19 protein-coding genes are annotated in these 17,410 nt (G+C 65.8%); 11 read left to right on the forward strand and 8 right to left on the reverse strand.

What is annotated here, in order from left to right:
• Positions 1-55: 55 nt before the first annotated feature.
• The 5 genes from FYJ91_RS17130 to pdeM all read left to right on the forward strand — a co-directional run bounded on the left by FYJ91_RS17130 (position 56) and on the right by pdeM (position 4,770).
• Positions 56-2,221: a TonB-dependent receptor gene (locus FYJ91_RS17130; protein WP_149523536.1), complete on the forward strand. Its 2,166-nt coding sequence runs from the start codon at positions 56-58 to the stop codon at positions 2,219-2,221.
• Positions 2,222-2,225: 4 nt separating this feature from the next.
• Positions 2,226-3,380, forward strand: coding sequence for a PepSY-associated TM helix domain-containing protein (locus FYJ91_RS17135; RefSeq protein WP_149523537.1), 1,155 nt, complete (start codon positions 2,226-2,228; stop codon positions 3,378-3,380).
• Positions 3,377-3,571: a hypothetical protein gene (locus FYJ91_RS17140; protein ID WP_149523538.1), complete on the forward strand. Its 195-nt coding sequence runs from the start codon at positions 3,377-3,379 to the stop codon at positions 3,569-3,571. The genes FYJ91_RS17135 and FYJ91_RS17140 overlap by 4 nt, the downstream gene beginning before the upstream one ends.
• On the forward strand, positions 3,571-3,981 hold the full coding sequence (locus tag FYJ91_RS17145; protein ID WP_246152725.1) for a DUF3574 domain-containing protein: 411 nt from the start codon (positions 3,571-3,573) through the stop codon (positions 3,979-3,981). Before FYJ91_RS17140 ends, FYJ91_RS17145 begins: the two co-directional genes overlap by 1 nt.
• Before the next feature lie 126 nt (positions 3,982-4,107).
• Entirely contained in the window at positions 4,108-4,770 is a 663-nt protein-coding gene (gene pdeM / locus FYJ91_RS17150) for a ligase-associated DNA damage response endonuclease PdeM (protein WP_149523540.1), read from the forward strand.
• Positions 4,771-4,866: 96 nt separating this feature from the next.
• On the opposite strand, the gene FYJ91_RS17155 is transcribed toward pdeM, so the two are convergent.
• From FYJ91_RS17155 to FYJ91_RS17165, 3 genes are all read right to left on the reverse strand, one after another.
• Positions 4,867-6,024 (reverse strand): aminotransferase, encoded by a 1,158-nt coding sequence (locus FYJ91_RS17155; RefSeq protein WP_149523541.1) that lies wholly within the window; start codon positions 6,022-6,024, stop codon positions 4,867-4,869.
• Positions 6,021-6,653 (reverse strand): DedA family protein, encoded by a 633-nt coding sequence (locus FYJ91_RS17160; RefSeq protein WP_149523542.1) that lies wholly within the window; start codon positions 6,651-6,653, stop codon positions 6,021-6,023. The genes FYJ91_RS17155 and FYJ91_RS17160 overlap by 4 nt, the downstream gene beginning before the upstream one ends.
• A gap of 208 nt (positions 6,654-6,861) precedes the next feature.
• Positions 6,862-7,482, reverse strand: a complete 621-nt coding sequence (locus FYJ91_RS17165) for a c-type cytochrome (RefSeq protein ID WP_149523543.1) — start codon at positions 7,480-7,482, stop codon at positions 6,862-6,864.
• Positions 7,483-7,634: 152 nt separating this feature from the next.
• Between FYJ91_RS17165 and FYJ91_RS17170 the strand changes: the two genes are divergently transcribed.
• The 6 genes from FYJ91_RS17170 to mltG all read left to right on the forward strand — a co-directional run bounded on the left by FYJ91_RS17170 (position 7,635) and on the right by mltG (position 13,199).
• On the forward strand, positions 7,635-8,534 hold the full coding sequence (locus FYJ91_RS17170; protein ID WP_149523544.1) for a prephenate dehydratase: 900 nt from the start codon (positions 7,635-7,637) through the stop codon (positions 8,532-8,534).
• Positions 8,535-8,602: 68 nt separating this feature from the next.
• Entirely contained in the window at positions 8,603-9,538 is a 936-nt protein-coding gene (fabD, locus tag FYJ91_RS17175; RefSeq protein WP_149523545.1) for an ACP S-malonyltransferase, read from the forward strand.
• A gap of 116 nt (positions 9,539-9,654) precedes the next feature.
• A complete protein-coding gene (gene fabG, locus FYJ91_RS17180; protein WP_149523546.1) occupies positions 9,655-10,395 on the forward strand; it encodes a 3-oxoacyl-[acyl-carrier-protein] reductase in 741 nt (246 codons plus the stop codon).
• Between the two features lie 176 nt (positions 10,396-10,571).
• Positions 10,572-10,808: an acyl carrier protein gene (locus tag FYJ91_RS17185; protein ID WP_127744301.1), complete on the forward strand. Its 237-nt coding sequence runs from the start codon at positions 10,572-10,574 to the stop codon at positions 10,806-10,808.
• Between the two features lie 140 nt (positions 10,809-10,948).
• Positions 10,949-12,211 (forward strand): beta-ketoacyl-ACP synthase II, encoded by a 1,263-nt coding sequence (fabF, locus tag FYJ91_RS17190; RefSeq protein ID WP_149523547.1) that lies wholly within the window; start codon positions 10,949-10,951, stop codon positions 12,209-12,211.
• A 16-nt stretch (positions 12,212-12,227) separates the two neighbouring features.
• Entirely contained in the window at positions 12,228-13,199 is a 972-nt protein-coding gene (mltG, locus tag FYJ91_RS17195; protein WP_149523548.1) for an endolytic transglycosylase MltG, read from the forward strand.
• A 3-nt stretch (positions 13,200-13,202) separates the two neighbouring features.
• Here mltG and FYJ91_RS17200 read toward each other — a convergent pair whose 3' ends face one another.
• The 5 genes from FYJ91_RS17200 to FYJ91_RS17220 form a co-directional block, all read right to left on the reverse strand.
• The gene (locus FYJ91_RS17200; protein WP_149523549.1) at positions 13,203-13,634 is read right to left on the reverse strand and encodes a sugar transporter; all 432 of its coding nucleotides are present in this window, start codon (positions 13,632-13,634) and stop codon (positions 13,203-13,205) included.
• Positions 13,635-13,730: 96 nt separating this feature from the next.
• Positions 13,731-14,672 carry an N-acetyl-gamma-glutamyl-phosphate reductase gene (argC, locus tag FYJ91_RS17205; RefSeq protein WP_149523550.1) on the reverse strand — a complete coding sequence of 314 codons (942 nt, stop codon included), beginning with the start codon at positions 14,670-14,672 and terminating at the stop codon, positions 13,731-13,733.
• Complete coding sequence (locus tag FYJ91_RS17210; RefSeq protein WP_246152697.1) at positions 14,669-15,415, reverse strand: C40 family peptidase; 747 nt, start codon at positions 15,413-15,415, stop codon at positions 14,669-14,671. Before FYJ91_RS17210 ends, argC begins: the two co-directional genes overlap by 4 nt.
• A 148-nt stretch (positions 15,416-15,563) precedes the next feature.
• Positions 15,564-15,869 carry a MarR family winged helix-turn-helix transcriptional regulator gene (locus tag FYJ91_RS17215; protein ID WP_149523763.1) on the reverse strand — a complete coding sequence of 102 codons (306 nt, stop codon included), beginning with the start codon at positions 15,867-15,869 and terminating at the stop codon, positions 15,564-15,566.
• A gap of 149 nt (positions 15,870-16,018) precedes the next feature.
• Complete coding sequence (locus tag FYJ91_RS17220) at positions 16,019-17,401, reverse strand: leucyl aminopeptidase family protein (RefSeq protein WP_149523552.1); 1,383 nt, start codon at positions 17,399-17,401, stop codon at positions 16,019-16,021.
• Between the last annotated feature and the right edge of the window lie 9 nt (positions 17,402-17,410).

A 17,410-nucleotide genomic window follows, 5' to 3' on the forward strand; every position in this document is an offset into this window, starting at 1 on the left:
GCTTGTGTGAGAAGCTACTCGCCACGCTTTCCAAATATCGATCGCGGAGTGAGACATGAAGACGTCGTTGGCGTTGCTGGCGGGTTGTGCGGGGCTGGTTGCCGCACCGCTGTGGGCGCAGGAAGCGTCTGACGATATCATCGTCACCGCGCAGCAGGCGCAGAAACAGGTCGTCAGCGACGGCAATCTGGGCGTGCTGGGCAACAAGAGCGCGCTCGAAACGCCGTTCAACGTCACGACCTATACCGCGCAGCTGGTGCTCGATCAGCAGGCCGAGACGATCGGCGACGTGCTGAAGAACGAACCTTCGGTCCGCACCGCGCAGGGCTTCGGCAACCAGGCCGAACTGTTCGTGATCCGCGGCTTCGCGCTCAGCGGCGATGATGTGGCGATGGACGGGCTGTTCGGCATCACGCCGCGCCAGCTGGTCTCGCCCGAACTCTATGAGAGCATCCAGGTGCTGAACGGCGCCAACGCCTTCCTGTTCGGCGCGGCGCCCAGCGGCACCGGCACGGGCGGCGGCATCAACCTGATCCCCAAGCGCGCCGAAAAGACGCTGTTCCGCGCCACCGCCAGCTATGGCGCCGACAGCATCTTCGGCGGCAATTTCGATGCGGGCACCCGCTTCGGCGAGGAGGACAGCTTCGGCATCCGCGTGAACGGCGTGTACCGTCGCGGCGACACCGCAATCGACAATGACAAGCGCCGCGTCGGCGTGCTGGGCGCGAGCTTCGATTTCCGTCGCGGGCCGGGCCGATTCTTCTTCGACTTCGGTTATGAGAACCAGCAGGCGTTCCAGCCGCGTCCGCAGGTACGCCTGCTCAACACCGGCGTCGCCGTGCCGCGCGTGCCCGACGCGAACAACAATTATGGCCAGCCTTGGTCCTTCACCAAGCTGCGCGACATTTATGCGCTGGCGCGCGTCGAGGTCGACGTGGTCGACAATGTGATGGTCTATGCCGCCGCCGGCATCCGCGACGGGCGCGAGGATGGCGAATATTCGACCGTGACCGTCACCAACGCGACCACCGGCGCCGGAACCGGCGCGCGCCTGTTCGTGCCGCGCAAGGACAACAACCAGAGCGGGCAGGCTGGCATTCGCGGCAAGGTGAGCTTCGCGGGGATGAGCCACGAGTTCAACGCGGGCGGATCGATCAACCTGCAGAGCAACCGCAATTCGTTCCGATCGGGCACCTTCCCGGCGGCGGTGCGCCCGTGCAGCACCGCGACGACGGTGTTCTGCACCAATCTCTACACGCCGGTTTATGTCGCCAAGCCGGCCGATGCGCCGACGACCACCGGCGGCAGCCTGACCGATCTGCCGCGCGTGTCGAAGAATGCGTTCAGCAGCCTGTTCCTGTCGGACACGATCGGCTTTGCGGACGATCGCGTTCTTTTGACCGTGGGCGCGCGGCGCCAGCATCTGAACGTCGAAGCCTATGACCGGGCGACCTTCCGCCGCACGTCGAACTATACCAAGACGGTGACGACCCCGGTGGTCGGCCTCGTCGTGCGGCCGACCGAGCGGATTTCGATCTACGCGAACCGCGTCGAGGCGCTGGCGCAGGGGCCGACCGCGCCTGTGACCGCCGCGAACGTCGCGCCGGGCACGATCTTCCCGCCGTTCCGGTCGAAGCAGTATGAAGTCGGCGGCAAGGTCGCGATCCGCGGGCTGACCGCGACGCTGGCGCTGTTCCAGACCAAGCAGCCGAGCGCGCTGAGCCAGACCAACCCGGCCAATCCGGGCACCGTGCTGTTCAGTGTCGATGGCGAGCAGCGCAATCGGGGCATCGAGTTCAGCTTCAACGGCGAACCGACCGACTGGCTGCGCCTGATCGGCGGCGGCACGATCGTCGACGCCAAGCTGCGCAAGACCGCCAACGGCACCAATGACGGCAACGATGCGGTGGGCGTTCCGGGCTATCAGCTCAATGTCGGCTTCGAAGTCGTCCCGCCCTTCCTGAAGGCCGCGACCTTCACCGGCCGCGTGGTGCGGACCGGCAAGCAATATGTCGATCCGACCAATCTGCAGCGGCTCGACAGCTGGACCCGCTTCGACGTGGGCATGCGGTACGTGGTGGTCGCCGATGGCCATCCCGTGACGCTGCGCCTGAGCGCGGAGAATATCGACAATCGCCGCTACTGGTATTCGGCGTTCGGCAGCAATCTGGTACAGGGCCAGCCCCGCACGGTGAAGGCGTCGGCAACGTTCGAGTATTGATCCGATGACCAACGGAACGATCAAGGCCTGGTATCTCGTCCACAAGTGGACGAGCCTGATCTGCACGGCGTTCCTGCTGATGCTGTGCCTGACGGGCCTGCCTTTGATCTTCCATGAGGAGATCGACAAGGCGCTGGGCGAGAGCAAGGTGCTGCCGGCGATGCCGGGGGTGCCGAACCATGACCTCGATCAGATGCTGGCGGCGGCCAAGCGCCTCTATCCGGGCGAGCGGCCGCTGTTCCTGAGCTTCGACGACGATCGCCCGGTGGTGAACATCACCACCGGGCCGACCGCGCGGGCGACGCGCAAGGAAATGCATATCACCCCGATGGACTTGCGCACGGCCAAGCCGGTGGGGGAGATCGACGAAGGCGGGGTGATGGGTTTCATCCTGCGCCTGCATGTCGATATGTTCCTGTCCCTGCCGGGGGAATTGTTCCTGGGGTTCATGGGCTTCCTGTTCTGCGTGGCGACGGTTTCCGGCGTCGTCCTCTACGCGCCGTTCATGCGGAAGCTGGATTTCGGGACGATGCGCTGGTCGAAAAGCCGGCGGGTGCGCTGGCTGGACATGCACAACATGCTGGGCATCGTCACGCTCGCCTGGGTGATGGTCGTCGGGCTGACCGGCGTGATCAACACGCTGAGCGATCCGCTGGTCAACGTGTGGCGCAGCGACCAACTGGCGAAGCTGACCGCGCCTTATCAGGGGCTGCCGCCGGTGCCTGTTGCGCGGTTCGGTTCGGTGCAGGCGGCGGTGGATACCGCGAAGGCCGCAGCGCCCGGCACGACGCCGCAGTTCATCGCCTTCCCCGGCGTGCGTTTCACCAGCGAGCATCATTTCGCGGTGTGGCTGCGCGGGGCGACGCCGGCGACCAAGCAGATCCACACGCCCGCTTTGATCGACGCGCAGACCGGCAAGCTGACCGCTATGGCGCACATGCCGTGGTATATGCTGGCGCTGCGCCTGTCGCAGCCGCTGCACTTCGGCGATTATGGCGCGATGCCGCTCAAGATATTGTGGGCCTTGCTCGATATCGGGGCGATCGTGATTCTGGGGAGCGGCCTCTATCTGTGGATCGGGCGGCGCGCCGGATCGATCGAGGCGCGCATCCGCGAGGTGCGCAGCGGCGCGGCGCTGGCGCCGGTGGCGGCCGAATGAAGCAGGTTCGCCTGAAGCCGGGGCACAAGACCGCGCTCGCCATCTTTGCGGTGCCGATGCTGCTGGCGCTGCTCAGCACGATCGGGTTGATCGTCGGTCTGCTCGGCGACGGATGGGAGGACGTACTCGCGTGGATCGGCCTTGCCGCGCCGGTTGCGGCCGCTTTCTGGGCATGGCAGCGTCGGCGTTGATGATCGCGCGCCTGTCTTTCGGCCTTGCTGCCTTGTGCTGCGCCGCTTCCGTTGAAGCAGGCTGCGCGCGTGGTGAAACCACGCAGCTCACCGCCGAACTGTTCCTGGGCGCGAGCAACAAGGCGGGGCCGATCGCAGACGCCGACTTTACCGACTTCCTCGATCGCGAAGTAACGGCCCGTTTCCCCGAGGGGTTGACCGTCCTCGATGCGCAAGGGCGGTGGATGAACAAGGCAGGCCGTGTGACGCGCGAGCCGAGCAAGCTGCTGATCCTCGTCCTGCCCGGACGCGAGGATGACCGGACGAAGGTGAGCGCGATTGCGAAGGCGTATAATATGCGCTTCGACCAGCAATCGGTGCTCGTGACGTTCGAGGATCGCTGCGTGTTGTTTGAGAACGGGCGCCCCTAACCACCACTTCGTCATTGCGAGGAGCCGAAGGCGGCGCGGCAATCCATTCCGCAGTCCGGAGTGGATTGCTTCGCTACGCTCGCAATGACGAGTTGAAGAGGAGAGGGCGGCGGGTTAGGGCGGGGCATGGTTCGCTTTTCGTTCTGCGGTCACGATCTGCTTGCGCTGCCCGAGGGGGCAGCCTTTTGCGCCGCGACGCGCACCTTGCTGGTCGCCGATCTGCATCTCGAAAAGGGCAGCGCCTATGCCGCGCGCGGGCAGATGCTGCCGCCCTACGATTCGATCGAGACGTTGCGCCGGATCGACGCGCTGATCGCGAAGACCGAGGCGCGGACTCTCGTGTGTCTGGGCGACAGCTTCCACGATCGCGGGGGAGTTGCGCGGCTGGAGGGGGAAGCGCGAGCGGCGCTGGTGCGGATGGCGGGCGAAGTCGACTGGGTGTGGATCGTCGGCAATCACGACGCCGAGATCGTCGATCCGCCGGCCGGCCGGGTGCTGGCCGAAGCGACGTTGGGCGATGCGATCCTGCGCCACGCGGCCGACCCGCGCGATCCGCGCCCCGAGATTTCGGGGCATTATCACCCGAAATATATCGTGACGTTGCGCGGGCGGCGGGTGTCGCGGCCCTGCTTCGTGGTGGGGCGGACGAAGTTGATCCTGCCGTCCTTCGGTGCGTTCACGGGCGGGATGGACGCGGCCGACCCCGCGATCCTGCGCGCGGTGGGCCGCGATGCGCGCGCGCTGGTGCCGGTGGCGGAGCGGTTGCTGGACTTTCCGCTGGCGGCTTGAGGCATAAGACTCGTCATTGCGAGCGGAGCGAAGCAATCCATTCCGAACTGCGGAGTGGATTGCCGCGTCGCCTTCGGCTCCTCGCAATGACGAGGATTATGGGGCGAGCTTTGCTCGAAATCCCGCCATCCGCCGCACCGCTCCGTCGATCGTGGCGTCGTCCTTGGCGTAGCAGAGGCGGACGATCGAGGTGATCGGGTCGCTCTCGTAAAAGGCCGACATCGGGATCGAGACGACCCCGGCCTCATGCGCCATGCGTTCAGCGAAGGTGACGTCATCCAGCGCGATCCCAGAGGCCGCGAGGTCGATCGAGACGAACCACGTCGCGTCGGACGGCAGGACCGTGAACCCCGCGCCGCGCAGCCCGCCGACCAGTCGGTCGCGCGCTGCGGCGAATCCGCCGCGCATCGAATCGAACCATCCGTCGGGCTTGGCCAGCCCTTCGGCGACCGCCCATTGCAGATTGGGCGGGGTGGTGAAGGTGAGGAACTGGTGCGCCTTGGCGATGACGCCCGCGAGCGCCATGTCGGCGATCAGCCAGCCGACCTTCCAGCCGGTCAGCGCGAAGATCTTGCCCGCAGAGCCGATCTTCACGGTCAGTTCGCGCATGCCGGGCATGGCGATCAGCGGGATATGATCGGGGCCAAAGCGGACATGTTCCCACACCTCGTCGCACAGGGCGATGATGCCATCGGCGACGCAACGGTCGGCGATGGCGGTGAGGGTTTTGCGGTCGAACATCGTGCCGGTCGGGTTGACCGGATTGTTGACGATGATCAGCCGGGTCCGCGCGGTGATCGCGGCATCGAGATCGGCGGGGTCGAGTCGCCATGTCGGCGGCTGGAGGCGGATCGTGCGCACCACGCCGCCCGCGCGGCGGACGAGCGGGGCATAGGCGTCGTAGAGCGGCTCGATCAGGATTGCTTCGTCATCGGGCGAAAGGATTGCGAAGATCGCGGCGGCGATCGCCTCGGTCGCGCCCGAGGTGACGACGACCTCGGACAATGCGTCGAAATCCACGCCCTGATGGCGGCGATAATGGTCGGCGATCGCGTGGCGCAGTTCGGGCAGGCCCGCCATCGGCGGATACTGGTTCGACCGGGTCAGCAGCGCATCGGCCGCCGATTCCAGGATATCGAGCGGGCCGGGGGCGTCGGGGAAGCCCTGCCCCAGATTGATCGCGCCGGTTTCGCGGGCGATCGCGGACATTTTTTCGAAAATGGTGGTCGGCAGGCCCGAATAGATCGGGTTCATGCGATCTTCTTGGGCGCCTTGATCCGGTGCCACACGAACCAGATCACGCCCACGAGGATCACGCCGACGACGACGAAGTCGAGTTGGTGGAGCAGGCCGCTGAGGCGCGGATCGGTGCGCCACTGATCACCCAGCTTCATGCCGACCCAGGCCAGGCCGAAGCACCACGGCCACGATCCAATGAAGGTGTAGAGGTGAAAGCGGAACAGGTTCATCCGCGCGACGCCTGCCGGGAAGGCGATGAAGCTGCGGATCGCGGGGAGCAGGCGGCACACGAGCACGGTGAGATCGCCCCAGCGACCGAAGAACCTTTCGGCGCGATCGAGGTCCGAATGGCTCATCAGGATATATTTGCCCCAGCGATCGACCACCGCGCGGCCGCCGCGCTTGCCCAGTTCATAGGCGAAGATCGATCCGACGTTGCAACCGATCGCGCCGGCAGTCGCCGCCATGTACAGATTGAAGTCGCCGGTCGACACCAGATAGCCCGCAAACGGCATGATGATTTCGGACGGGAGCGGGATGCACGCGCTCTCGATCGCCATCAGGATGATGATGCCCCAATAGCCGCCGCGCAGGATGACCGCGATGATGAAAACCGCGCAGGCGGCGATGATGTCGTGAAGCATGAGGCGCGACTGTAACGACCGAAATGCCGCGATCAACGGCGATTATGTTTCCGCGCGATTACCCGCCGTCTGTTTCGTCATCCCGGCGAGAATCCTTTTCTATCCTCCCCCGCCGCGCTCCCTGGCGGGGGAGGATCAATCTGTGAGCCCCAAAACGAAAAGACCCCGCCGGGGCGGGGTCTTCGTGAAATGGTGCGGAGCGTACGGCTTATTCGGCCGGGGCCGCCTCGTTGCCGCCTTCGGCCGGGGCGGTGGCATTGTCGCCGCCTTCGGCCGGAGCAGGCGCTGCGTCTTCGGCAGGCGCCGCCGGCATCGGCAGCGGGCTGGGCGATTGCTGATTCAAATAAGCGATGATGTTGGCGCGATCTTCGGGCTTCGAAAGACCCGCGAAGGTCATCTTGGTGCCCGGAGCGAACGCCTTCGGGCTCTTGAGCCACTGGCTCAGATTGTCCCAGTTCCAGGTGCCGCCCTTGCCCGCGAGCGCATCCGAGAAGGCGAAGCCACGGCCCTTGCCGACCGGTTCACCCAGAACATGATACAGATTCGGGCCGAGGGCATTCGGGCCGCCCTGCGTGGCGTTGTGGCAGGCCGCGCACTTCTTGAACACGTCGGCGCCCTTGGCCGGATCGGCGCTGGCGAGGTAGAATTCGATCGGCTTTTCGGCGGCGGCGCCGCCTTCGGCGCCCTCTTCCTCGACGCCTTCGACGACATAGCCCATCTTTTCGGGCCGTTCGGCGTGGAAATACTCACCCGACAGGATGGAGAGGCCAAGGGCCGCAATGCCGCCCGCAAGCGCCCAGCCGGCCATAGTATTCGCGCGATCGTCCATCTTGCCCCTCGAAAATCCCTGGTCCCGCGCGTCACCGCACGAGAAACGCGCTCGCTTTATAATCGGTTGGATGCGTCCGCAAGCCAGAAGGACGGCAAATTGCTGCGCTGCGGCTTGCGATGCGCCCAACGCGGCCCTAACGCTCGCGCCCCATGCAGAATTATCCCGCCCCAGCACAGGCGCTTGTCGCGCGCATGACCACCGAAGCCGCCGCCGATACGAGTCGCGCCGTCGCGTTTCAGGGGGCGCCGGGCGCGAATTCGCATCGCGCGGTGCTCGAAGCCTTTCCCGACGCGCTGCCGTTGCCTTGTTTCAGCTTCGAGGACGCGATCGATGCGGTTCGCGAGGGGCGCGCCGACTGTGCGGTGATTCCGATCGAGAATTCGCTCAACGGCCGGGTCGCCGACATGCATTTCCTGCTGCCCGAATCCGGCCTGGTCATTACCGGTGAGCATTTCATGGCGATCCGCCACACGCTGATGGCGATTCCCGGCCACACGCAGATCACCGAAGCGATGAGCCACCCGCAGGCGCTGGGTCAGTGCCGCCACTGGCTGCGCGGGCAGGGGATCACGCCGATCGCCTATCCCGACACGGCCGGCGCTGCGGCTTTGGTGGCGGAAATGGGGGAGGTGCATGTCGCGGCGCTCGCCCCGCACCTATCGGCCGAACTCTATGGTCTCGACGTCGTCGTCGAGGACGTGGCCGACGCCGAAGACAATATGACCCGCTTCGTCGTTCTCGCGCTCAACGGGCCGGAAACGCCGCCGGGCAATGGCCCGGTGATGACCAGCTTCCTGTTCGAAGTGAAGAATATCCCCGCCGCGCTCTACAAAGCGCTGGGCGGCTTTGCGACCAACGGGGTCAACATGACCAAGCTGGAAAGCTATCAGCGCGGCGCGACCTTCTCGGCGACCGAATTCTACGCCGATATCGAAGGCCATCCGGATGAAGCGCCGGTGCGTCGCGCGCTGGAGGAACTGGCGTTCCATACGAAATGGGTGCGCGTTCTCGGCACCTATCCGCAGGCGCGGGCGCGGATCCTGGGTTAAGGCTGCCCTTGCCTCCCGTGCCCACCAATTCTATCGGCGGGCGCTTCGAGATAAGAGGAGCCTCGGCGATGCGCGCATTCATCTTTCCCGGCCAGGGTAGCCAGGCCGTCGGCATGGGCCAGGCGCTGGCCGATGCCAGCCCGATCGCGCGCGAGGTTTTTCAGGAGGTCGACGATGCGCTCGGCCAGAACCTGTTCCGCCTGATGGTGGAAGGGCCGGCCGACGAACTGACGCTGACCGAGAATGCGCAGCCCGCGATCATGGCGAACGCGGTCGCCACCCTGCGCGTGCTGCAAAAGGAAGGCGGCATCAGCCTGCCCGACAAGGCGGCGTTCGTCGCCGGGCACTCGCTGGGCGAATATAGCGCCTTGTGCGCCGCCGATGCTTTCGACCTCGCGACCACCGCGAAGCTGCTGAAGCTGCGCGGCCAATCGATGCAGGCGGCGGTGCCGGTCGGCGTCGGCGCGATGGCGGTGTTCCTTGGCCTCGACTTCGAAGGCGCGCGCGCCGTCGCCGAGGAGGCCGCACAGGGCCAAGTCTGTCAGGCTGCCAACGACAACAGCAACCGCCAGGTCGTCGTGTCCGGCCACAAGGAAGCCGTCGAGCGCGCGATCGAGATCGCCAAGGCCAAGGGCGCGCGCCGCGCGATGCTGCTGCCCGTGTCTGCGCCGTTCCACTGCGCGCTGATGCAGCCAGCCGCCGATGCCATGGCCGCCGCTTTCCGCGACAATCATGCGCAGGCGCCGCTGGTGCCGGTCTATGCCAACGTCACGGCATCGCCCACGGCCGACCCGGCCGAGATCGTCCGCCTGCTCGTCGATCAGGTGACGGGCACGGTGCGCTGGCGCGAAAGCGTCGCGGCGATGGCGGCGGGCGGCGTCGATCATTTCATCGAGTTCGGCGGCAAGGTCGTCGGCCCGATGGTCAAGGACATAACCGATCAGGCGACCGCGACGAGCATCGTCACAATGGCCGATATCGAAGCGCTGGCGGCTTCGTTGTAATTCAATAAACCCGTCGTCCCCGCGAAGGCGGGGATCCATCCGGTCTCTCCGCGAGGAAAGGCGCTGGATAGGCCCCCGCCTTCGCGGGGGTGACGATAGAGAGAAGTGGAACCGGCATGTTTGATCTGACGGGAATGACCGCGCTGGTGACCGGCGCTTCGGGCGGAATCGGCTCGGCGATCGCAAAGGCTCTGGTCGCGCAGGGCGCCAAGGTCGCGCTGTCGGGCACCAATGCCGACAAGCTGAGCGCGGTTGCGGCCGAGATTGGGGGCGATACCGTGATCCTCCCGTGCAACCTTGGCGATGCCACCGCGGTCGACGCATTGGTGCCGCAGGCGGTCGAGGCGCTGGGTGGAAAGCTCGACATTCTCGTCAACAATGCGGGCGTCACCCGCGACAATCTGATCATGCGGATGAAGGATGACGAGTGGGATCAGGTGATCTCGGTCAACCTGGAGGCCGCGTTCCGCCTGATCCGCGCGGCGACCAAGCCGATGATGAAGGCGCGCCACGGCCGCGTCATCACGATCACGTCGGTCGTGGGAACGACCGGCAATCCGGGGCAGGCCAATTACGCCGCGTCGAAGGCGGGCCTGGTCGGCATGTCGAAGGCGCTGGGGCAGGAGCTGGCGAGCCGCAACATCACCGTCAACTGCGTCGCCCCCGGCTTCATCCGGTCGGCGATGACCGACGTGCTGCCCGACGCGCAGAAGGACGCGCTGCTCACCAAGATCCCGGCCGGCAAGCTGGGCGAGGGCGACGACATCGCCGCCGCCGTCGTCTATCTCGCCAGCCGGGAAGCGGCCTACGTCACCGGGCAGACGCTCCACGTCAACGGTGGCATGGCGATGATTTGATCCACCTTGCAATCCAGGCCCACGGCTCGCAAGGGCCGACAGTTCGGGATTGGATTGCCGCGTCGCCTCCGGCTCCTCGCAACGACGAGGTGGGGAGGTTGGGCGTTCACACACTCTTGCAAGCGTAACTTGGCCCCGTTAGTGCGGAGCCAACAATTCGAAGGAAGGCTACCCAAATGAGCGAGACCGCCGAGCGCGTTAAGAAGATCGTCGTCGAGCATCTCGGCGTCGAAGCCGAGAAGGTCACCGAAGAGGCGAGCTTCATCGACGATCTGGGCGCCGACAGCCTCGACATCGTCGAGCTGGTCATGGCGTTCGAAGAGGAATTCGGCGTCGAAATCCCCGACGATGCGGCTGAGAAGATCACGACCGTCAAGGACGCGATCGCCTACATCGACGCCAACAAGGACTGATATTCCCGCGTTCCGAAGCACGCCTCCCCTTGCGGGACCGGCGTCCAGGACCGACATCAACGGCTCCCCGACCCCGGATAACCGGATGGACGGGGGGCCGTTTTGTCGTAGATGAGACTGTAGAATAACAGGAGAATGCCATGCGCCGCGTGGTCGTAACCGGACTGGGACTTGTAACGCCGCTGGGCGCGGACGTTGAAACGGCCTGGGCCAATATCCTAGCCGGAAAATCCGGCGCGGGGCAGATCACCCGCTTCGATACCGAGGGGCAGAAATGCACCATCGCGTGCGAAGTGAAGCCCGCCGACCATGAATATGGCTTCGATCCGAACAAGCGGGTCGACCATAAGGTCCAGCGGCAGGTCGATCCCTTCATCATCTACGGCATCGACGCGGCGGGCCAGGCGCTCGAAGATGCGGGCCTGACCGAGATGACCGAAGAGGAAAGCTATCGGGCCGGCCTGTCGATCGGGTCGGGCATCGGTGGCCTGCCGGGCATCGCGAGCGAATCGCTGGTGTGCGAGAATAAGGGGCCGACCCGAGTCAGCCCGCATTTCGTCCACGGCCGTCTGATCAACCTGATCTCGGGTCAGGTTTCGATCAAATATGGCCTGCGCGGCCCGAACCATGCGGTCGTCACCGCCTGTTCGACCGGTGCGCACGCGATCGGCGATGCCGCGCGAATGATCGCGATGGACGACGCCGACGTGATGCTCGCGGGCGGCGCGGAAGGTGCGATCTGCCCGCTGGGCATCGCTGGCTTCGCACAGGCCAAGGCGCTGTCGACCCGCAACGACGATCCGGAGGGTGCGTCCCGTCCTTACGACAAGGGCCGCGACGGCTTCGTGATGGGCGAAGGCGCGGGCGTGGTGGTGCTCGAGGAATATGAGCACGCCAAGGCGCGCGGCGCGAAGATCTACGCCGAAGTGATCGGCTATGGTCTGTCGGGCGACGCCTATCACGTCACGGCGCCGCATCCCGAAGGTTCGGGTGCTTACCGTTCGATGGAAATGGCGCTCAAGAAGTCGGGTCTAAAGCCGGAAGATATCGACTATATCAATGCCCACGGCACATCGACCCCGCTCGGCGACGAGCTGGAGGCGGGCGCCGTCCGTCGTCTGTTCGGCGATGCGCTCAAGACCGTGTCGATGTCGTCGACCAAATCGGCGATCGGCCACCTGCTGGGCGGCGCGGGCGCGGTCGAATCGATCTTCTGCATCCTCGCGATCCGCGATCAGATCGTGCCGCCGACGCTCAACCTCGTCGATCCGAGCGAGGGACTGGAGGATTTCGACCTCGTCCCGCTCAAGGCCAAGAAGCGCAAGGTGAAGGCCGTGCTGAACAATTCGTTCGGCTTTGGCGGCACCAATGCCAGCCTGATCATGCGCGCCGTTGAGCCGTAAGCGAAGGAAACCGTCGATGATCCGCCGCCTTCTGGCCGTCCTGCTCCTGCTGGCGGTCGTCGGCGGCGGAGCCGCGCTGTGGATTTCGCGCGACTGGTGGGGACGTGGGCCTGCGAAGGCGCCGGTGACGGTGCAGGTCGAGAAAGGCGGAACGCTCGCATCCGCCGCGCGCGCGCTGGAAAAGGCGGGCGCGATCCGATCGACCACCAACTTCCTGCGCTTCGCCCGTCGCTTCGGCCCCGACCGGGCGATCCGCGCGGGCGAGTTCGAGATTCCCGCCGAAGCGTCGGGTGCCGAAATCCTCGAGATCCTGCAGAACGGCAAACCGATCCAGCATCTGGTGACTGTGCCCGAGGGCATGCCCTCGATTCTCGTTTTCGATCGGCTGAATGCCGAGAAGGATTTGACCGGCACGATCGCGGTGCCGGCCGAGGGATCGATCCTGCCCGACAGCTACAGCTTTGAGCGCGGCGAACCTCGTGCCGCGGTCCTTGCGCGGATGCAGGCCGCGATGCGCGAAGCGCTGGCCGAGGAGTGGAAGGAGCGTAGGCCTAGCACGGTGGCCAAGTCGCCCCAGCAAACGATAATCCTCGCTTCGATCGTCGAGAAGGAGACCGCGCTCGCTTCCGAACGGCCGATGGTCGCCGCGGTCTATTCGAACCGCGTGCGCAAGGGCATGAAGCTGCAGGCCGACCCGACCGTCATTTATCCGATCACCAAGGGCAAGCCGCTCGGCCGCCGCATCCGCCGGTCGGAACTGAACGCGGTCAACGGCTACAACACCTATGCCTCGCCGGGCCTGCCGATCGGCCCGATCGCGAACCCCGGCCGGGCATCGATCGCGGCGGTGCTCAATCCGGCCAAGAGCCCGGCGCTCTACTTCGTCGCGAGCGGGAAGGGTGGCCACGTCTTCGCCACCACGCTGGCCGAGCACAACGCCAATGTGCAGAAATTCTACGCGCTACGCCGCGCCAAGGGCGAGATGTGAAGCTTAGGAAATCCAGCCCCGCCTGATCGCCAGGTTCGCGAACCAGAGCTGGAAGATGCACAAGGCGATGATCACCGCCGGGAAGATCGCCTTCATCGCGACGTCCGAATGGTGGATCATGCCATAGCCGAAGAAGGTCCAGCCGAATTGCGCCAGCACCGCGATCAGCGAGATGAGGTATAGCGGCAAGGCGAGCTTCGTGCGGAGCAGCAGGAGCAGCGAGCCGATCACGCCGCCGATCGTGCCGACGCCATAAGCGGCCCAGGCCCAGGATGGCATCGACGAAAAGGCCTCGCGCTGATCGGGCGGTAACTGGGCCAGCTGCTCCGGCCCCATCATATATTGCATGCAGAAGGCGGCGACGCCCATCGCATCCCAAAGCAAAAGCAGGACGGCAACGATCCAGAACCAGGTCGGCACGGCGCGCTTGGCCATGATATCTCTCCCCTTATTCGTTACGGGGAAGGTGCGCCTGTTTGAGGGCGCTGGCAATGCGCCTCCATTCCTCCCCCTGGGGGGAAGGAATGGACGTCAGAGAATGAGCCCTTCGGCCTCGTCCAGCCCCAACGCAATGTTGAGGTTCTGCACCGCAGCCCCACCCGCACCCTTGCCGAGATTGTCGAGCGCGGCGATCAGGCGGGCCTGACCGGTCTTCTCGTCCGAATAGACGTGGAGTTCGAGCCGGTCGGTGCCCGCCGCCTGCTCGATCGTCAGGAAGGATGGATTGTCGCGCGCTACGCGCACAATCCGGCTGCCCGCATAGGCATCGGCCAGCGTGTCGCGGATTTTGTCGCCGGTGACGGCGCCGGGTAGCAGATGGAGGTGCAGCGGCACCTCGACGAGCATGCCGCGATAGGTGTGCACCACTGTCGGCGTGAAGATGGGCGGGTGGGTTAGTCCGGCATGACCCTGCATTTCCGGCACATGCTTGTGGCCGAGCGAGAGCGCGTAGGCGCGCGCGGCGGTGTTGGTCGCGGCCGGGTCGTCCGGATCTTCGAACATCGCGATCATCGCCTTGCCGCCGCCCGAATAGCCCGACAGCGCGTTGACGCTGACGGCGGTGTCGGCGGGCAGCAGGCCGGCGCGGACGAGCGGGCGGACGAGCGCGAGGAAGCCGGTGGGATAGCAGCCGGGGTTGGAAATGCGGGTCGACCCCGCGATCTTCGCGCGGGCTTCGGGTTCCAGCTCGGCGAAACCATAGGCCCAGTCGGCGGCAGTGCGGTGCGCGGTCGAAGCATCGATGATGCGCGTCGTGGTGTTGTCGATCAGCGACACCGCCTCGCGCGCGGCATCGTCGGGCAGGCAGAGGATCACTGCATCGGCGGCGTTGAGCGCTTCGGCGCGCGCGGCCGGATCCTTTCGCCGATCGTCGGCGATCGTGAGCAGGGCGATGTCGGTCCGGCCGGCAAGCCGGTCGGCAATTTCGAGTCCGGTGGTGCCCGCGGCACCGTCGATGAAGACCTTGAAGGTCATTGTGTCAGTCTCCGCCGGCTCAATATCGGCCGGTCATGATCGGGTTTCAGGCGGGCCGTAACATCGGCAAGCGGCTCGACGGTGACAGCCATCCAGTGCGCGTTCGCGTGGATCAGCCGTTCCTCATCGACCATCATGCCGACATGGCCCGGAAAATAGATCAGGTCGCCGCGTCGGAGGCGGGCCTCCTCCGGCAGTTCGTCGCCGGTCTGGGTTCGCTGTTGATCGGTGTCGCGCGGAGCAGCCGTGCCCGTCGCGGCGAGCGCGATCTGGACGAGGCCCGAACAATCGATCCCGCCCGCACCCCGGCCGCCCCACAGATAGGGCGCGCCGATCATCGCTTCGGCAATGGCGACCGGATCGTCCTGACGGACGTCAAAGGGGGCGACATGGCGGGCGTGGACGAAGCCGCCGTCGGCCAGTGCGAGGAAATTGCCATCGATCTTGCCCGACAGCCTTGACGCGAAGGGCAGGGTGGCGAGCGCGGCGGCCTTGATCGAAGGACCGGCGAAGACGATCGCCTCGCGGGCGATCACGACATGATCGGCAGTGATCGGATCGCCGAGCGCCGATGCTTCGACATAGCCCACATAATGATCGTGGAGCGAATAGCCCCAAGCCCAGCCCTGCGCGAGATCGAGCACGGCGAAGCCTTCGCCATGGAGGAGCTGAGATACGGCTGCGGATTCTGGGTGCGCGGCGCTGCGCATCATCGCGGCGGGCGCGATGCACGCGCGCGGCATGGGTGCGGCATAATGCGAGGCGAACAGAGATCCGGCCAGCGCTACGTCTGCGATGTCGGGGCGAAACGCGTTTACCCGCTTGTCGAGCGGGACCGTGGGTCCATCCAGGTGAAAGCTGCGGATGACCGCAGCCCCACCGGCAGTCGCATCAGCGGCTGCCGGCCTTTTCGAAATCGAGGGACTTGCCGAAAGTGTCAAGAAATGCGGCCCCTTGCTCGGTCTTGGCGACGAAGATGTTTCGCCGATCGCTATCGTCGCGTTCGCGGCGCAGATAGCCGAGCGAACCCAAAGTGTTCAAGGCGCGCGTGATGACGGGCTTCGACACGTTGAGCTGCTGCGCGAGGCCGCGCACCGTATGGGGGCCGGGCGTGATGTAGGTAATCAACATCAACGCCATCTGGCGGTTGGTCAGATCGGGCTCGCCCGAACGGACATAGGATACGAGCGCTCGCATCCAATTGGGCAAGGCTGAAGCGATCGCCATATCCTTCCCTTCCTCTTCCTGTTTCTCCACCACGGACAGAAAAACACGGAAGGGCGGGTTTCGTTTCATCCCCGGCATCTCCATCCGTCGCTTTTATGACGGATTTCGGCAGACGGCTTCTATACGGCGGCGAAACGTGTCCTGAGCATCGCAAAAGCGGCACGCAGGCCGAGCGCTTCTCCCCCCTTGGGACGACCCGGTTTCGGCGATGGCCGCCAGGCGAAGGTATCGAGATGCGCCCACGGCGTCCCTTCGGGCACGAAGCGCTGGAGGAACAGGGCGGCCGTGGTCGCCCCGGCAAAGCCGCCTTCGCCCGCATTGTTGATGTCGGCGACGGTGGATTTCAGCATGTCGCCATAGTCACCCCACAGGGGGAGGCGCCACATCGGATCGCTCACTGCATCCGCCGCCGCGAGCAGATCGGCGGCGAGCGCATCGTCATTCGCGAACAGGCCGGGCAGATCGGGGCCGAGTGCGACGCGAGCAGCGCCGGTGAGCGTGGCGAAATCGAGGATCAGCGCAGGCTTGTCCTCGCCCGCGCGGGTCAGCGCGTCGCCCAGCACGAGGCGGCCTTCGGCATCGGTATTGCCGATCTCGACCGACAGGCCCTTGCGGCTATTCAGGATGTCGCCGGGGCGGAAGGCGTCGCCCGCGATCGCATTCTCCGCGATAGGCACCAGCAGGTGGAGGCGGACAGGCAGGCGCGCACCCATCACAAGGCCCGCAAGCGCGATGGCATGCGCCGCGCCGCCCATATCCTTCTTCATCGCCAGCATCGCCGAGGGCGGCTTGATGTCGAGCCCCCCCGAATCGAATACGATCCCCTTGCCGACGATCGCGAGGCGCGGATGGGCGGGGTTGCCCCATTCGATTTCGACGAGGCGCGGCGCGCGTTCGCGGATCGCCGCACGGCCGACCGCCGCAATCATCGGATATCCGTCGCTCAGTTCGTCGCCGCGCGTGACGCGAAACTCGGCGCCGTGCTTCTTGGCGACCGATTCGGCGGCGGCGGCGAGTTCGGCCGGCCCCATGTCGCCGGCGGGCGTGTCGACAAGGTCGCGGACCAGAGCGGTCGCTTCGGCCAGTGCCACCGTCTCGCCGATCTGCGCGACATCGGGGGTCAGCAGGATGCGCTGCGGGATCGGATCGGGCTTGGCGAGATAGCGATCGAAGCGGTGATGCGTCAGCAGCCAGCCGAGCGCGCCGGCACCGGGGCCGTCACCCGCGATGCGATAGGCTCCCTCGGGCAGCTTTGCGGTGATGGCGGCGAGGCTCCACGGCCCGTCCTTCTTGGCCGCGCCGAAGACGCCGGACCAGCTGTCGCCCGTGGGGACCACCAGCAATTCGCCGGGCTTCCCCTTGAAGCGGGCTGCGGCGGCGAGGGTGCGGACGGCGGCGGGCTGCGCTTTCAGCCAGTCGTCAAAACCCTTTTCGGTGACGGGGGCGAGTTCGTGGGCGGTCTGCCCGCGATCGGGCTGCAGAAGGGCGGCGAAATCGGTCATGCGGAGAGA

The organism is Sphingomonas montanisoli, from assembly GCF_008274695.1.
In the GTDB taxonomy this organism is placed as follows: Bacteria; Pseudomonadota; Alphaproteobacteria; order Sphingomonadales; family Sphingomonadaceae; genus Rhizorhabdus; species Rhizorhabdus montanisoli.

Bases quoted from the DNA above. Each gene is read 5' to 3' on its own strand.
- pdeM (WP_149523540.1), top strand. From the start codon at position 4,108: ATGGTTCGCTTTTCGTTCTGCGGTCACGATCTGCTTGCGCTGCCCGAG.
- argC (WP_149523550.1), bottom strand. From the start codon at position 14,672: ATGACCTTCAAGGTCTTCATCGACGGTGCCGCGGGCACCACCGGACTC.
- FYJ91_RS17155 (WP_149523541.1), bottom strand. From the start codon at position 6,024: ATGAACCCGATCTATTCGGGCCTGCCGACCACCATTTTCGAAAAAATG.
- FYJ91_RS17185 (WP_127744301.1), top strand. From the start codon at position 10,572: ATGAGCGAGACCGCCGAGCGCGTTAAGAAGATCGTCGTCGAGCATCTC.
- FYJ91_RS17215 (WP_149523763.1), bottom strand. From the start codon at position 15,869: ATGCGAGCGCTCGTATCCTATGTCCGTTCGGGCGAGCCCGATCTGACC.
- FYJ91_RS17135 (WP_149523537.1), top strand. From the start codon at position 2,226: ATGACCAACGGAACGATCAAGGCCTGGTATCTCGTCCACAAGTGGACG.
- fabG (WP_149523546.1), top strand. From the start codon at position 9,655: ATGTTTGATCTGACGGGAATGACCGCGCTGGTGACCGGCGCTTCGGGC.
- FYJ91_RS17130 (WP_149523536.1), top strand. From the start codon at position 56: ATGAAGACGTCGTTGGCGTTGCTGGCGGGTTGTGCGGGGCTGGTTGCC.
- FYJ91_RS17220 (WP_149523552.1), bottom strand. From the start codon at position 17,401: ATGACCGATTTCGCCGCCCTTCTGCAGCCCGATCGCGGGCAGACCGCC.
- fabF (WP_149523547.1), top strand. From the start codon at position 10,949: ATGCGCCGCGTGGTCGTAACCGGACTGGGACTTGTAACGCCGCTGGGC.
- fabD (WP_149523545.1), top strand. From the start codon at position 8,603: ATGCGCGCATTCATCTTTCCCGGCCAGGGTAGCCAGGCCGTCGGCATG.
- FYJ91_RS17170 (WP_149523544.1), top strand. From the start codon at position 7,635: ATGCAGAATTATCCCGCCCCAGCACAGGCGCTTGTCGCGCGCATGACC.
- FYJ91_RS17200 (WP_149523549.1), bottom strand. From the start codon at position 13,634: ATGGCCAAGCGCGCCGTGCCGACCTGGTTCTGGATCGTTGCCGTCCTG.
- FYJ91_RS17165 (WP_149523543.1), bottom strand. From the start codon at position 7,482: ATGGACGATCGCGCGAATACTATGGCCGGCTGGGCGCTTGCGGGCGGC.
- FYJ91_RS17160 (WP_149523542.1), bottom strand. From the start codon at position 6,653: ATGCTTCACGACATCATCGCCGCCTGCGCGGTTTTCATCATCGCGGTC.
- FYJ91_RS17210 (WP_246152697.1), bottom strand. From the start codon at position 15,415: ATGCCGCGCGCGTGCATCGCGCCCGCCGCGATGATGCGCAGCGCCGCG.
- FYJ91_RS17140 (WP_149523538.1), top strand. From the start codon at position 3,377: ATGAAGCAGGTTCGCCTGAAGCCGGGGCACAAGACCGCGCTCGCCATC.
- FYJ91_RS17145 (WP_246152725.1), top strand. From the start codon at position 3,571: ATGATCGCGCGCCTGTCTTTCGGCCTTGCTGCCTTGTGCTGCGCCGCT.
- mltG (WP_149523548.1), top strand. From the start codon at position 12,228: ATGATCCGCCGCCTTCTGGCCGTCCTGCTCCTGCTGGCGGTCGTCGGC.